This window comes from Flavobacterium sp. SOK18b (genome assembly GCF_014156605.1).
GTDB lineage: Bacteria > Bacteroidota > Bacteroidia > Flavobacteriales > Flavobacteriaceae > Flavobacterium > Flavobacterium tiangeerense.
On the sequence record NZ_QKNZ01000062.1, the window covers coordinates 1 to 15,762 of the forward strand.

The following is a 15,762-nucleotide window of genomic DNA, read 5'->3' on the forward strand; positions in this document are numbered from 1 at the left end:
TTATTTACACTTTAAGTGTAAAACTTCACTAAACTTCAGTTGTAGTTTTGGCATATAGAATTTCTTAAGAATCATTTTTAGCTAACATTTTGAAGGATATAAAACCAACAAAATAGAATGTTTACATAGCAATATAGGTATCTCATTTTACTAATAGTTTGATGTAATTGAAAAATAATGAAAGTCAATAGACTTTGAGTTTGCCTACGAACATGCTAGTATCTGAATTTTGAAATTTAGTAATCAATAGAATTAATTACCGCTATAAGTCATGAATGCAACAGTAAAAAAAACTACAATAGATTGGTCTTCGCCGGATATTTTAAATCATTTATTCTTACACATAAAGAACCCATTAGATACTATTATGACTGCTAGCACCCCTAGTTCAGTTGAGAATAAGATAACAAATGAAATAATTTTTTCTAGTAGTAAGCAAATTAATGACCTTATTGAGGAAATATTAAATGAAATTAAATCTAAATCAGTAAGCTTAACCATTCAAAGGCGTCCTGATATTTTTGATATTTATGAGTCAAATAAGAATGTTCAGCATCTATGTTCTAATAAGATTACTCCAGAAAAAGTAACAAAAAATGATCAAAATTGGTTAATCAATTTAGAAAAAGAAATTTATAATTCTATTTCTAAAAGTGACCTTGACTTATATGAATTATCATGTAAAATGGCTGTTAGTGAAAGGCAACTTCATAGAAAAATTTCGAATTTAGTTTTTTTAACTCCTAATAAATACATACGTGTTTTAAGGTTGCATAAAGCTAAGCAATTGATAGAAAACTATATTCAAGATTCGATCTCTCAAGTTTCATATTCTGTTGGTTATAATGATTCTCATTATTTTTCTAAGTTATTTAGTAATCAATATAATATATCTCCCAAAGAATTAATAAACTCATTGTCTTGAAAACGAAACTGTTGATAAAGTGCTATCAAAACTTGTAGTTAAAATAAAAATTATTTTAAAAAAGAACAACTAAATAACCATAACCTTAAAAATACATACTATGAAACGAGTACTTTTTTTCTTAGGCCAATTAAACGACAGAGATGTGGAATGGATGATCCAAAACGGCCAAAAAATAGAACTGAAAACAGGAGATAAATTAATCCAAAAAGGAAACTATGTGGATAATTTATACATTTTATTATCAGGTCAGCTGTCAATTTTTTCAGATGAGACTGAGAATGAGGAAATAGCCACCTTAGGAGCAGGTGAAATTGTGGGTGAAATGTCTTTTTTAGAATCTAGACCTCCATCAGTTTCTGTTATTTCAAAAAAATCAGCTGTAGTTTATAAAATATCTCGAAATGTAATAGAAGCACGTCTTTCATCAAACCCAGATTTCAAAGCTAATTTTTATTACTCATTAGCCTTATTTCTTTCAAATAGATTAAGAAAAACTACAGATCAGTTGGGATATGGAGTACCAGAGGAAGAGGATTTAATTGACACAAAAGTATTAGATGTTGTTTCACAAGCAGGTGCGCGTTTTGGTCAAATATTAAATAGATTTTCAGAAGTAAAGTTAAGTGTTAATTATTAAGTTCAATATGAGGAATTATTTTTTGTTTTATATTTTATTTGGTAGTTATAGTCTTTTATACAGTCAGGCTAAAATCAAGTGTGATTTAATTGAGGTTTCAAGTATTGCATTTAATAAAAATCCAACGATTAGAAGTGCTAATTACTCCATTCAAAATGCAGAAGCTGATTTACAAGTTCAAAGAAGTATTTTTGATTTTAACTTAAACTCTGATGTTACATTTCAAAATAGAAAATACAATCTTTTTGATGCAGATCCTAGAAATGATTTCGTCGATAAAACGCTTAGAAATAATTCATTTGATTTTTCAATTGGTTCACAAAAAAGACTACGAACTGGACAATCAATTGATATAGGTTTAAAATATAATTACAATAATTCAAATTTTCCGTACAATACTTTCAATGAACTTGTTGGCAGTTTTTATGGGAATCATTCTAGTACGCTTAACCTTGTTTTAACTCAACCACTTTTAAGAGGAAGAGGAGCTAAGATAGTTACAGCTTCAGAAAAAGCATCTGTTTTTTACATCAATAAAAGTAAATATGACTATGAGTTTGCAAATTCTCTTGAAATAGAGCAAATAGGCATTGCTTATTGGGATTATTATACGGCATATAAAAGTCTATCAATTTATACTCAAAATGAGAATAGAGTGAGAGAGGTGTTAAATATGACTACAGAACTTGTAAAAGCGGATAAAAAACCGCTAAGTGATTTAGATCAAGTCAATGCAGATATAAGAAATCAAGAAAGGCTAACTGCAGTTGCTAGACAAAATTTGTATAATTCAAGAATTAATTTAGGAAGAGTTATTGGTTTAATTGATGAAGAAAGTCAAAGACTAGATATTCCTGTTAATGATTTCCCCACTGTTTTAGAATCTGGCTACAATGAATTTATTGATAAAAATGCACTAATTAAAATTGCTAAGAGTAAAAGAGGTGATGTTAAGGCAATAGGAGAAGAATATAAAGCATTAGAACTTCAATATTTAGTAGCAACTAATAATTTAAGGCCTCAATTAAACTTATCAGCTTTTGGTTTTTATGGGAGTGCAAGCGCAGGAAACGGAGTTGATAAATCATGGTCTTCTCTTGTTAATAATCAAGGTCAAGAACTAGGAGGTGGAGCCAAACTTTCATTTTCTTTTCCGTTGAATAACAATTTGGCCAAAGGGAATTATTCGATACGTAAAATTGCTTTGCAAAATCAAACCGTAATAAATGAAAACATTCATAGAAATATTGAATTGAATATTGACATAGCAGTTAATAATCTTATGAATAGTGTTTTAATTCTTCAAAAATCAAAAGAATCTTTTGATTTTTATCAAAATGCATTTAAAAATGAACAGATTAAGTTTCAATCCGGTTTAACTACTCTTTTAAATTTAATCTTATTTCAAGAAAGACTTACTGCTTCAGAATTAGAGAATCTAAACGCACAGCAACAATTCTCAAATGCAATCTTAATACTTAGGCACGAAACAGGTACGCTTATTTCAAAAGAAGATCTTGGGTTTAAAATAACTCAAAATGCATTTTATACTATTCCTAACAAAGAAAATTAAAAATACATAAATTATGTCAGCACCTTTTTTTAGAAAATCGGCATTAGAAAAACTTTCAACTCCAGAAAAATTAGATCAATTAATTAAGGTCACTGGTACAAAAGCTTGGATAGCTTTAATTACAATTATAGTAGCAATTTTCACAGCAATAATGTGGTCTTTTATGGGCACCGTAAAAACAAAATTAGATGTAATAGGAGTTGTACTGGGCGGAGACGTTCATGAAGTAGTTGCTACAGCACAAGGGCAATTAGTTGAGTTGAGAGTAGCAATAGGGAGTACCGTTAAAGAGGGTGACATAATTGCTACAATACGACAACCAGAACTTTTTCAACAAATAGAAGATGCAAAAGCGGTTCTATCTGATAGAAAATTTGAAATGGAAAAGCTAATGTCTTACGGGAATCAAGGCACTCAACTACAAGGTGAAATAATTAGTCAATCCCGTGTAAGTATAAAAGGTGAAATTGAATCAGAAAAAAAGAAAATTATTTTTCTGAATAACCAACTAGAATCAGAGAATGTTTTATTGGATAAAAGTTTAATAACTAAATCGCAAGTTGCAAATACGAAACAGCAAATTGAAGTAGCCAAAAATACTATTGAAAGATTAAAAGGACAAATAGCTCAAACCTCAAGTCAACAAAATGATTTAGGTTTTGATATGCAACAGAAAGTGATATTACAAAAGCAAAGAATTGCGGAAGCTGAAAGAAATCTTCAGTTTTTAACTGAAAGGTATGACAATCAAAGAAATATAAAAAGTCCATATAGTGGAGAAGTAGTTGAGGTTTTAACCGATGCTGGAATTGTTGTCTCTGTAGGGTCTCCATTATTTAAACTTAAGAATACCATTAAAACAAAACAATCTCAATTAAGAGGTATTCTTTATATTCCTTCAAAAGATGGAAAAAAAATCAAAAAAGGAATGGAAGCTTTAATTGTACCTTCGACTGTCCAGCCTGAAGAATATGGATTTATAAAAGGAAAAGTTACTTATGTATCAGATTTTCCGATAACCCAACAAGGAATGCTCACATCTGTTAAAAATGATCAACTTACAAAGCAACTTTTAGTAGGTGGTCCTTTATTTGAAGTATACGTAGATTTTGAGAAAGACCCAGTATCCTATAGTGGATATAAGTGGACTTCTGCAAAAGGACCAGATATTTTTCTAAAAGAAGGGACATCATGTTTGGGTAAAATCACAATCAAACGAGAGCCTCCTGTAACATTAGTTGTTCCAGCGTTCAAGAAATTTTTTGACTTATATTGATCCATCAAAATGAAAAATATCATAAACTTACTTTTAAAAAAACAAAATAGACCTGTCAAAGTGCCTACTGTTCTTCAGATGGAAAGCGTTGAATGTGGTGCTGCTGCTTTAAGTATTATTTTAGGACATTTTGGAAAATTTGTTCCATTAGAAAAATTGAGAATAGCTTGTGGGGTATCACGAGATGGATTAAAGGCTACAAATATTCTAAAAGCGGCTAAAGAGTTTGGGTTAGAGGCAAAAGGATACGCTAAGTCTATTGAAAAGTTAATGCAAATAGAGGCTCCATCGATTATTTTTTGGAATTTCAATCACTTTTTGGTACTTGAGGGTTTTACAAAAAACAGAGTTTATCTTAGTGATCCAGCTCAAGGTAGGTATTTTGTAACTCACAAAGAATTTGATGATTCTTACACAGGAGTTGTTTTAACCTTTAGTCCATCAAAAGATTTTGAAAAAGGAAATGAGAAAAAAGGATTATTTGCATCGCTAATTTCAAGAATTACAAATTCTAAATTGAGTATAACCTACATTATTATTGCAAGCTTGTTTTTAGTAATTCCTGGTTTAGTAATTCCATCATTCCTTAAAATATTTATAGATAAATATCTAGTGAATAATTTTTCAGGTTTTGTAATGCCGCTTTTATTAATTATGGGTGGCCTTCTTATTGTTAATGCATCTCTAGTCTATCTGCAGCAATACTTTTTGCTTAAATTAGAAACAAAACTTGCATTAGTAACATCTAGTAAATTTCTTTGGCATGTTTTTCATTTACCTATTGCTTTTTTTACTCAGAGATATAGTGGTGAAATAGGTAATAGAGTTTCATTGAATGACAAAGTAGCAAAACTTTTAAGTGGTGATTTAGCAAATGCGGCATTAAATGTTATTGTTGTAATTTTTTATGCAATTTTAATGTTCTCCTATGATGTTACCCTGACTTTAATAGGTGTTTTTATGGCACTATTAAATGTGGTTGCCTTAAAATATGTTTCGACTGTTAGAAAAGACGGAAGCCGAAGATTGAGCAATGAAACTGGAAAGTTATTAGGAACTACTACTTCTGGAATTAGCATGATTGAAACATTAAAATCTTCTGGTAGAGAAAATGATTTTTTCACGAATTGGATTGGTTATTTGGCTAAAGTAATGAATGCTCAACAAGAATTTGGGTGGTTGACTATAAGGCTTAATATACTCCCAAACCTAATTTCATCTTTAACAAATACTTTAATTTTAGGTTTAGGGGCTTTGAGGATAATGGAAGGAGAGATGACATTAGGAGCTTTAGTTGCCTTTACTTATTTAATGAACAATTTTATTACACCAGTAAATCAATTAGTATCAGTAGGAGCTATGTTGCACGAAACAGAAAGCGATATGGCGCGTATTGATGATGTAATGAACTATGAAATTGACAAACAATTTATAAAAAACGAAGATGAAAATATCCAGCAGCCCAATAAGGAATCCATTAATAACAAATTAATTGGATATTTTGAAATGAAGAATGTGACTTTTGGATATAGTCCTACAATGCCAGCGTTAATTGAGAATTTTAATTTAAAGTTAAAACCCGGAAGTAGAGTAGCACTAGTAGGAGGTTCTGGAAGCGGAAAGTCTACTGTGGCAAGAATAGCTTCAGGGCTTTATGATCCATGGGATGGTGACGTATTGTTAGACAATAAAAATAGAAAAGATATTCCTAGACATGTCATTACAGAATCATTAGCAGTAATTGATCAGGAAGTTTTAGTGTTTAATGGCACAATTAAAGAGAATATTTCTTTTTGGGACGTGATGATCCCAGAAAAAAACATTATAAATTCCGCAAAAGACGCTGATATTCATGATGTTATTGCGGCTAGAAATGAAGGTTACGATAGCTCTGTTTTAGAGGGTGGTTCAAATTTTAGCGGTGGACAACGTCAACGAATTGAAATTGCTAGGGCTCTAGTTTGCAACCCTTCAATTTTAATTATGGATGAAGCTACCAGTGCCTTGGATTCAACCACAGAGAAAATTGTGATGGATAATATTAAGAAAAGAGGATGTACTTGTTTAATTGTTGCCCATAGATTAAGCACTATAATGGACTGTGATGAGATAATTGTAATGGAGTTTGGTAAAATCGTAGAACGAGGCTCTCATAAAGAATTATTAAAATTAAATGGTGTTTATGCTAAATTGATTGAAACAAAATAAAAATTAAGATATGTCAACGAAAGAAAAAATATATATAGGAGTTGAAGAACCATTGATACTAAATAACACAGATAAACTCTGGATGGTAGTTTCTGGTGAGGTAAATGTGTTTTATGTAAGAGTTGATGAAAAAGGAGATTATTTATGTGCGTTAAAATATTTATACTCCGCTAAAAAAGGAGACTTATTATTTAGTTTGCTTTCTACTGACTGTAAAAATGATACTCGTTTAATTGTTTTTTCAAACGATGCAACTTTGTTATCAATAGATAAACATAAACTTATTGCTATTGATCATTTTTTTCTAGCCGGTATGATTGATAAATGGATACTAAAAACTTCATTTAAAATCAATTCAAGTAATACTCCAAAAACTTACAAAACGATTGATAGTTATAATTACTTTGTTTTAAATCAAAATACAATTGCATACCCTTCTCATGGAATAAACTGGATAAGCTTAATTGATGGAGAGCTTTCTATTTTTTCAGATCATGAGACCATTAATTATAATGATGGACTTAAATTCCCTATTCCTGTTTGTAATAAGTTATGGGTTAAGTCCTTATCTGAAAGTTCTGAGTTGAAATCTATGAGTACCAGAGAAGTTCTAGAGGATGAGATTAATTTTTTAATTTCATTAGAAAAACTACAAGGTCATTTTTACAATCAACTTTGCAAGAATATAGAGATCAGTAGTTTATCAGAAAGTGATATTCTTAATGATAAATTAATTTATCAAGAAGAAGAATTAAAAAGCACTTTAGAAAAAATAAAATCTATAGTTACTGGTTCTAAAAAAGAGTTACATCACTTAAAGAAAGATAAGGCAAAAAAGCAAAATATACTTTTTTTGACATGCCAATTAATTGGAGAACAAACAGGTTTTAAATTTGAAGAACCTAAATATTTTGAGGCAGATAATTACAATACAAATAATTATTTATATGCAATTGCTCAGAGTTCTAAAGTAAGAATACGAAAAATTATTTTACGAGATGTGTGGTGGAAAGATGAAAATGGACATTTGTTAGCATTTATAAAAGAAACAAATGAATCTGTAGCTCTCATTCAGAAAAATTCTACCACTTATTTAATTAAAAACTTTTCTAAGGGTACCGAAACTATAGTTAATAATGAAATAGCCGATACTTTAGAACCTATTGGGTATATGTTTTTTTCTGGATTTGATGTAAAAATGGATTCCATAAAAAAAGTATTGAATTTCGCTATGAATGGCGTAAAAAAAGATGTCAGACTATTACTAGTTGCTTCCTTACTTGTAAGTTTAATAGGTTTATTAATTCCTATTTTATCAGGAATGATATATGATGATGTAATACCCACTGCAGATAAATCTATACATTTAGAAATTTTCATTATCATGATAATTATCGGTTTTGTATCAGCTGGACTGCAACTTGCGCAAGGAGTTTTGCAAATGAGGTTAGAGTCAAAATCAAGTATTAACCTTCAAGTAGGAGTGATGGATTATATCCTTCGCTTACCAGTAACTTTTTATAAAAAATATACAGCTGGTGATCTTACAAATAGAGTTTTAAGCATTAATTCAATTAAACAAATTTTATCTAATACATTGATGACTGTTGTACTTAGTGGGGCATTCTCATGTGTTAATTTATTACTTCTTTTTTATTATGATTCAAGTTTAGCATTGGTAGGAGTTGCGCTTGCTTTAATTGCTATTGCTTTTATGGTTTTGATGGGCTGGTTTAAACTCAAGTACGATAGAGAGGTGTCAAAATACCAAGGAGATATTCAAGGTTTTCTTTTCGAATTTTTATCAGGAATTAGTAAAATAAGGATAACAGGTGGTGAAAAAAGAATTTTTTCTCTGTGGGGTGAAAAGTTTTCAAAATTAAAAAAATTAGGCTTTAGTTCAGGTAGTTATCAAAATTTTGTGGAGGTTTTTAATAGTTCTTACCCACTTTTTACAAGTATATTATTTTTTTCATTCATATATTATACGGTTTTAAATTCTAAAGATACGGCAATGATGTCTGTTGGCTCATTTATGGCTTTTATCATTTCATTCAACAAATTTTTAAATGATAGTTTAAGATTAAGTATGGCATTTATTTCTTCACTAAGTGTTATCCCTCTTTACGAAAGGGTTAAGCCAATTCTAGAGGAAAAACCAGAATCGATAGCGGAAAGTATTGATCCAGGTGAATTAATGGGTGAAATTGAATTGAATTCTATATCTTTTAGGTATTATGAAGATCAGCCTTTAATTTTAAAAAATATTACATTTAAAATAAAACCTGGTGAGATGGTTGCTTTTGTAGGTGCTTCCGGCTCTGGAAAATCTACTATTATGAGACTCCTTTTAGGATTTGAACATCCAGAGTTAGGCTCAATATTCTATGATGGTAATACATTTGACGCAATGAATAAAGAGCTGACAAGACGACAAATAGGGGTAGTATTACAAAACGGAGCGCTTATGTCAGGTAGTATTTATCAAAATATTGTTGGAAATTCAGAATTAACATTAGATGATGCTTGGGATGCAGCACGAATGGCTGGTATGGAAGATGATATAAAGAATATGCCAATGGAAATGCATACGTTTATTAGTGAAGGAGCAGGAACCTTTTCAGGAGGTCAAAGACAAAGATTAATGATTGCAAGAGCAATTGCGCATAAGCCAAGATTACTATTTATGGATGAGGCTACAAGTGCTCTTGATAATAAAACTCAAAATATTGTTGCAGAAAGTTTAGATAAACTTCAAGCTACTCGTATAGTCATAGCACACAGGTTGAGTACTATAAAAAATGCTGATCGTATTTTTGTATTAGATAAAGGGGAAATTAAAGAGTCAGGAACTTATGAAGAATTAATTCAAAAGGACGGATTGTTTACAGAACTTGCTAAACGTCAAATTGCTTAATACTTTTTAATAAATTTAAGTTATGGTAAAGGAAGTTGACCACACTAACAGCATTTGTTTTTCTGCAGGACTTAAAAACTACTTGGAGAATAAATTTTTAGTAAAAAAAAACGTAAAATCACCTTTTTTTGATGAGATTGATCTTGAATATTGGAGAGGGATTTTAACACGAGTTTCAGAAGGTAAAATGGTGTTTAATGAATTAAAAAAATGCTATCCTCAATTGAATTTCCCAATACAGTTAGGCATAGAAAAAACAGAATTTTATAAAGATATAGTGTTAAGAGGAAAAACAGTCGATATGAATTTTCCTTTTTTACTACATTTAAACGATTTTGAAAATATCACATTTAAAATTCATAAAAGTATTTCTGGTTCAATACCCATAGTAACGGTTTCAAATATTGAAGACTTCACAACGATTATACAGTCACTTTTATATAAAAATAACCCTAACCATGTTCCCCAATCTATGGGTGCCGTGTTAATAAACGGGATCAATAATTGGGATAGATTAACCATTTTAAAAAACAAATGGTTATCAACCAATTCATTTGGAAATTGGACAAAAGAGTTTACTTGTAATGTGTTGCCTAATAAAAACTTATATAAGGATAAGTTAATTATTTTGAGTGCAAAACCCTATAGTAATGTAGCACCAAAACAATTGGGTTTGACGGAAGATGCATGGTTATCCTATTCCATTTCGATAAGAGAAGAACATGAATGTACACATTTATATACCCTTCAAAAATATGGGATAGCATCAAATAATTTACACGATGAGTTAATTGCAGATTATATAGGAATTGTAAAAACAATTGGATATTACAATAAGTCATGGATGTTGCAATTTATGGGGCTTGAGGAGTATCCTAAATACAGAAAAGGAGCTAGATTAGAAAATTATATTTTAGAGAATGAATTTTCCCAAGATGATTTTAAACAACTAATTAAAATGATTAAAAGCGCAATTGAAAACATTTTTATTTTTGATGAAACCTCTGGAAAATTACTCTCTACAATAGATCAAATGTTTAGGATAGATGCTCTTTGTGAAACAAGTTTAGAGGAATTGTCTTCTGCAAATGGAGCCAGTATACTTATTAATAATTACAAAGCAATTTCAAAAAGGAGCAAAATTTAATTTTTAAACAAAAACCCTTGGTTTTCAAAATTCGAACAATTTTATTTTATAAATGTGGATAGAAAAAACTAACGTATGATTTAAGTTATATTTTGGTAAATAATCCACAGTTAATTTTTTCAATAGTTGCATAATTCAAAGCAATTTGGATAAAGTTCAAAAGTTATAAATGTAAACAACTTTTGATTTATAACTTTTCTGTTTACTACATTATAATATTAATATATTATTTTCTAAAATTCCTCACTGTAGTATTTTAAAATGTGTATTTGAAATTAATTCCAATAAAAACCCTAACATCAAAATGTTAGGGTTTTTGCTTTGGTAGCGAGACCTAGATTTGAACTCGTGACATATGGGTTAAGGAAATTAAAATTCAACTTTTTTTATTTTTTAAATAATTGATTTACATACTTTAATTTTTTTAAAAAAAATCCATTTTTATAGTTTTCTTCATGCTATTTCCTCGTTCCTAGTAAAGGATATTTTTAATTAGTCACCTACGTGATTACTTAATTTTAAAAACAAATTTTTAATATATAATTTAAAAAAAGTAAATGAACGAAATAGAACCAAAAAATATAAAACATTGCTTCTAAGTACTATTTTGGACATGCCAATTTAGCAATCTAATAAAGCTCAGAAACAATCTTAATTTTAACCTGTGAAGCAAGCAGATCAAACTATTGCCATGACATTAATGCGTGCGCAATTTTGGGGAATTGATCAAAATATTGATTTTAATCATTGCCAACTGAAGTTTACTCAAATGTTACTTGCTACTTTTTTTGGAAAACGGACCTTTCTATATATGCAACGATAACAAGTGTTTCTACTGATATTGCTCTAAGGGATTTTAGTACAAGAAGGTGCAGGAAGAGTTATAAGTTATAAGTTAGGTTCGTATAGCATAAATATTTGTTGTCAAGTTTCTTATTAGGTGATTATTAAAATTAACCTTTGTAATTTTAATTTCTGTGTGGCCTAGTAATTCACTAACCACAACCTCATAGGATGTCAATACAATTTTAAAAGAACTCTAAAATTAAATCATTAAAAAATAGAATTTCAGACTTGCAAAAAAAAAATTTAGAAATTAAACGGAGATTTTCAGCAATACGGGTTTGATAATTCTATTTTTTTTAAAATCACAAATCCAATTAGAACACCAATGCTGTTTAGAATGATATCATCGATATCAAATACGCCTAATTTAAACAACAATTGCAATGTTTCAACTATAAAAATTACTGATACAGAAGCGAATACCACTTTATCTAAACGATTTAATTGTCTGTGGAATGTTATTGGCAACAGAAATCCAAACGGTATAAATGCGACAATATTTCCAAAGATATTCATAATAAATGGAGTCGAGTTATTACTATTGTAGTTAATTATGTAACTAAAAATTGTTTTAAACGGATATAAGTTATATTTAAATTCGTTTAAAAGTTGTCGAGAATATGACCCAATATAAAGTGCCCAGAAGGCTATTATTGAATATATTGCCAGTACTATATTTATACCTTTTCTTAATAATCGTGACTTAATCAATTCATTTAATTTTTGTTATTCATCAAATTATCTCTTTATCTGTGCTCTAATTTCTTTAATGTTGCCCTCCATTCGTGCAAGCTTTTTATCATCAATAATAATCGAACAATTCCCCAAAACACAATCATCATCAACAAAATTATTATTGAGATAGATTGATAAGATATTAATCCAAAACCTATAAAAAACAATATCATACTAAAGGCAACTACTGAAACGGCAACTTTTTTGTGGGTTAATCCAGCTGTTAACAATAAATGATGCAAATGGGATTTATCCGCTTTAAAAGGAGAATTTCCTTGTTTTATCCTGCCAAAATACACCCGTAAAGAATCTAAAACCGGAATAGAAAAAAACGAAACAAGCAATAAAAATCCATAAGTGTATCCTTTTTGAGAAGCCTCTTGTTCTTCCATAAATTTTATGCCTAAAGTTACCAAAACAAATCCTAAAAAAAGAGAGCCAGAATCTCCCATAAAGATTTTATTTTTAGACAAATTAAACCTTAAAAACCCAATAATGGCTCCTAAAAATATGACACTTATCTTTCCTAAAAAATAGTTATTGAAGTAGATGGAAGCCAAAAGAAACATTGTAAAACCCAACACTGATAATCCTCCAACTAAACCGTCTACACCATCCATTAAGTTGAAGGCGTTTACAACACCTGTAATTACAATTAAGGTCAATATATATTGGGCCCAAACGGCAATTTCATATATTCCAAATAATCCATAAAGCGAGGAAATTCGAATTCCAGAAAAAGCTATAATGAGAGACAATAGCAATTGAATGGCCAATTTATATTTGGCACTCACATCATTCTTATCATCAATAACACCCACAATCAATAATACAAATCCAGATGTAATGATGGGTAGATATTCCATCAAAAATGGAAGTCTGTTTCCAGATAACAATATTACCAGTACTACCGAAAAAGCTATTGAAATCCCTCCAACAAGAGGTACTGGAGTGTTATGGACTTTTCGATAATGGGGCTTATCCACTAAGTTTACTTTCACTGCAATTTTTTTTATAATCGGAATAAATATTAGGGTTAATAGCAAAGCTAAAGTTCCAAATGCCAGAAATTCTATGGTTGTTTTCATACCTATCTTTTTTCGTGAAATAAGTTGTTGTTTAATAAATGTGATAATTGATATTCTTCTAAAAAAGAAGGGCTTAGTTTCTTTGTTTCGGCAAAAACACTTGTTTTTATTGAAGTTGAAAGAGCTTCTTTTATCAATAGTTCATATTGTCTAGAAATAGTACTCCAAGTGTATCTTCGCATGGCAATGGACTTCATTTCTTTGCGCAAATTTTCTAAAGTAGTAGCTGAAACTGTATTCAAAAGTTCTAACAACTCATCTGATGTAGAAAAATAAATCGCCTTATTTTCGGTGGTTGTATTATTATAGGAAACATTAAAAGTTATCACGGGAAGTCCTAAATACATCGCTTCAACCAGCGATGGATTTGTTCCTCCTGCAGAATGTCCATGAATGTACATAGCTGCATTTCCTCTAATTAAATCAATTTCTCTTTGGTTGTAAATAGGGTCAAAAAGAAAAATATTGTTACTTTTAGCATATTTCTCTTTCAGTTGCTTTCCGTATTCGCTATTGTTCCAGTTTCCCACTAAAACTAAAGGCATTCTTGATGTTTTTACAAAGGCATCCAATACTAAATGCACATTGTTTTCGGGTTCAATTCGGCACACTTTTACAGCATATTTTTGTTTTAAAAAAGGATATTTTATAAAGTCAACCTCTTCTGGTTTTACTTTTAAGGTATGGTCTGCACCGTATTCAATTACTCTACTCAATGTTTCATAGCGAAGTGCCGTATAATCCTGGATTGATTCATTATCAGAAATATCAATATGGGAATATTTGACGGCCAATTTTTCGGCCCACCATAAATATAGTTTTGCAAAAAGCGACCATTTGTCTCTTTTCCATTCGATACCGTCTATAGAAATAATTATTTTTTTATTTGTAAAAAGCCTTACAAAAGGCAGAATCCAAGCACCTGCAACGCCTAGTACAAGTAGAACATCATTTTTCAATAAAGCGTGAAGTATTGAAAGCGTATCGTAAGGAATACTTTGAACACCGTTTGCATCCAGTGGAATGTATTTTAGCGCAGCCCCTTTGTAAGTTTGAATACGTTCTTCTTTAGTATACTTGTTTTTAGAACAATAGACTGTGAAATCATATTTCTCAAATAAATGAGTTACTAGGTGATCTGCCAATGTTTCAAATCCTCCGTATTTTGCTGGTAAACCTACAGTTCCTATGATGGCTATTTTTTTCTTATCCATTTTATTATGTTATTTTTTTAGTCTTGTGCCAAAAACAATGCTAAAAAATTAACATGCTTATAATCAAATATTTATGTGTATTTAGTCAACATAAGTATTCCAATATTTGGAAACATTTCAATAATTGGATAAAATTCGTATTGATTCGTTTTCAAAATAATCTTCACCAAAAGTTTTACTTTTCTTTAAGGCATCTTCACTCATTTTATGGTAAATGGTTTCATTTTGGAGTATCAGAATCAATTTTTCAGAGATTAAATTTACGTTTTTACTGTCGATCAAGAATCCGTTTTTGCCTTCTTCGACCAGCTCAATCACACCTCCAACAGGAGGAACAATCGTAGGCAAACCATAAGCCATTGCTTCAAGAACAGTCAATCCAAATGTTTCTACCCAAAGTTTTGTATCAGATAAATTTAAAACCACACTTGCTTCTTGATAAAAAGGATGTGTATTTTTTTGAGTTGGAAATAGTATTAAATTTGATGGTAATATTTCTTCTTTGAAATACGTTTCGATTTCAATTTGAGAGGCATTTACAACTAGTTTAAATGTGAATTTTGGATTCATCTGAGCCAGTTTTACAAATTCGTTTACTCCTTTATAGGCTTTTAAAGAGCATATCATCAAAACAATTTTAGCATTTTTTTTCGTATTCAGATGCAACTGGGATTGTTTTACAAAATTTTCTTCTAAAACATTATAAAGGATATTTTTTCTAATGTTTAATGGCTCTTGAGCTGCTAAAAAATTCGAAACATAAACGACTTCTGTAGCAGACCATTTTACAATGCGAAAAAGAAATTGTTTTAATATTTTGGGTTTCATTGAGGTTTCGTGAATGTGATAAATCACTTTGCAACCTCTTAATTTTCCAATAATTCCTGCTCCGAAAGGCAAAACGGTGTTTACATAGACAACATCATCTTTTTTTAGAATAAACAACAATTGCATAGCCAATATAAACTGGCTTGCGAATAAAAAAAGTAATCTCAGAAACTTATTTTCTATAAAACGATACCAATAGAAATGATGCTGAACTTTAGGTATATCTGATAAAAAACCTTCTTTTCCACCACTTGTAAATAAATGGGTTTCGATATTATTTTTAGTCCAACCTTTGAGTAGTTGCATCAAAACTTTCGGGCTTCCACTATAATCGTTTAATAAATGTATGGCAAAAACTCTCATAA

The 15,762-nt window shown here is 30.0% G+C and carries 12 protein-coding genes; 8 read left to right on the top strand and 4 right to left on the bottom strand.

Features of this window, described 5'->3' with window-relative positions; translation table 11 throughout:
• Positions 1 to 271: 271 nt before the first annotated feature.
• The 8 genes from DNC80_RS10105 to DNC80_RS10140 all read left to right on the top strand — a co-directional run bounded on the left by DNC80_RS10105 (position 272) and on the right by DNC80_RS10140 (position 11,509).
• Entirely contained in the window at positions 272 to 925 is a 654-nt protein-coding gene (locus DNC80_RS10105) for a helix-turn-helix transcriptional regulator (RefSeq protein WP_144888997.1), read from the top strand.
• Positions 926 to 1,025: 100 nt separating this feature from the next.
• Complete coding sequence (locus DNC80_RS10110; protein WP_086454579.1) at positions 1,026 to 1,565, top strand: cyclic nucleotide-binding domain-containing protein; 540 nt, start codon at positions 1,026 to 1,028, stop codon at positions 1,563 to 1,565.
• A gap of 7 nt (positions 1,566 to 1,572) precedes the next feature.
• Positions 1,573 to 3,138 (top strand): TolC family protein, encoded by a 1,566-nt coding sequence (locus tag DNC80_RS10115; protein ID WP_182651112.1) that lies wholly within the window; start codon positions 1,573 to 1,575, stop codon positions 3,136 to 3,138.
• Between the two features lie 13 nt (positions 3,139 to 3,151).
• Positions 3,152 to 4,414: an NHLP bacteriocin system secretion protein gene (locus DNC80_RS10120; RefSeq protein ID WP_182651113.1), complete on the top strand. Its 1,263-nt coding sequence runs from the start codon at positions 3,152 to 3,154 to the stop codon at positions 4,412 to 4,414.
• 9 nt (positions 4,415 to 4,423) lie between these two features.
• On the top strand, positions 4,424 to 6,622 hold the full coding sequence (locus DNC80_RS10125; protein ID WP_182651114.1) for an NHLP family bacteriocin export ABC transporter peptidase/permease/ATPase subunit: 2,199 nt from the start codon (positions 4,424 to 4,426) through the stop codon (positions 6,620 to 6,622).
• Between the two features lie 10 nt (positions 6,623 to 6,632).
• On the top strand, positions 6,633 to 9,539 hold the full coding sequence (locus DNC80_RS10130) for an NHLP bacteriocin export ABC transporter permease/ATPase subunit (RefSeq protein WP_182651115.1): 2,907 nt from the start codon (positions 6,633 to 6,635) through the stop codon (positions 9,537 to 9,539).
• 22 nt (positions 9,540 to 9,561) lie between these two features.
• On the top strand, positions 9,562 to 10,686 hold the full coding sequence (locus DNC80_RS10135; protein ID WP_182651116.1) for a hypothetical protein: 1,125 nt from the start codon (positions 9,562 to 9,564) through the stop codon (positions 10,684 to 10,686).
• Positions 10,687 to 11,350: 664 nt separating this feature from the next.
• The gene (locus DNC80_RS10140) at positions 11,351 to 11,509 is read left to right on the top strand and encodes a hypothetical protein (protein ID WP_182651117.1); all 159 of its coding nucleotides are present in this window, start codon (positions 11,351 to 11,353) and stop codon (positions 11,507 to 11,509) included.
• A gap of 287 nt (positions 11,510 to 11,796) precedes the next feature.
• Here the strand turns inward: DNC80_RS10140 and DNC80_RS10145 are convergent, their stop codons facing one another.
• From DNC80_RS10145 to DNC80_RS10160, 4 genes are all read right to left on the bottom strand, one after another.
• Positions 11,797 to 12,243: a VanZ family protein gene (locus tag DNC80_RS10145; RefSeq protein ID WP_182651118.1), complete on the bottom strand. Its 447-nt coding sequence runs from the start codon at positions 12,241 to 12,243 to the stop codon at positions 11,797 to 11,799.
• Between the two features lie 35 nt (positions 12,244 to 12,278).
• Positions 12,279 to 13,355 carry a glycosyltransferase family 4 protein gene (locus DNC80_RS10150; RefSeq protein WP_182651119.1) on the bottom strand — a complete coding sequence of 359 codons (1,077 nt, stop codon included), beginning with the start codon at positions 13,353 to 13,355 and terminating at the stop codon, positions 12,279 to 12,281.
• 2 nt (positions 13,356 to 13,357) lie between these two features.
• Entirely contained in the window at positions 13,358 to 14,569 is a 1,212-nt protein-coding gene (locus DNC80_RS10155; protein WP_182651120.1) for a DUF1972 domain-containing protein, read from the bottom strand.
• Positions 14,570 to 14,686: 117 nt separating this feature from the next.
• Positions 14,687 to 15,760: a glycosyltransferase family 4 protein gene (locus DNC80_RS10160; protein ID WP_182651121.1), complete on the bottom strand. Its 1,074-nt coding sequence runs from the start codon at positions 15,758 to 15,760 to the stop codon at positions 14,687 to 14,689.
• Between the last annotated feature and the right edge of the window lie 2 nt (positions 15,761 to 15,762).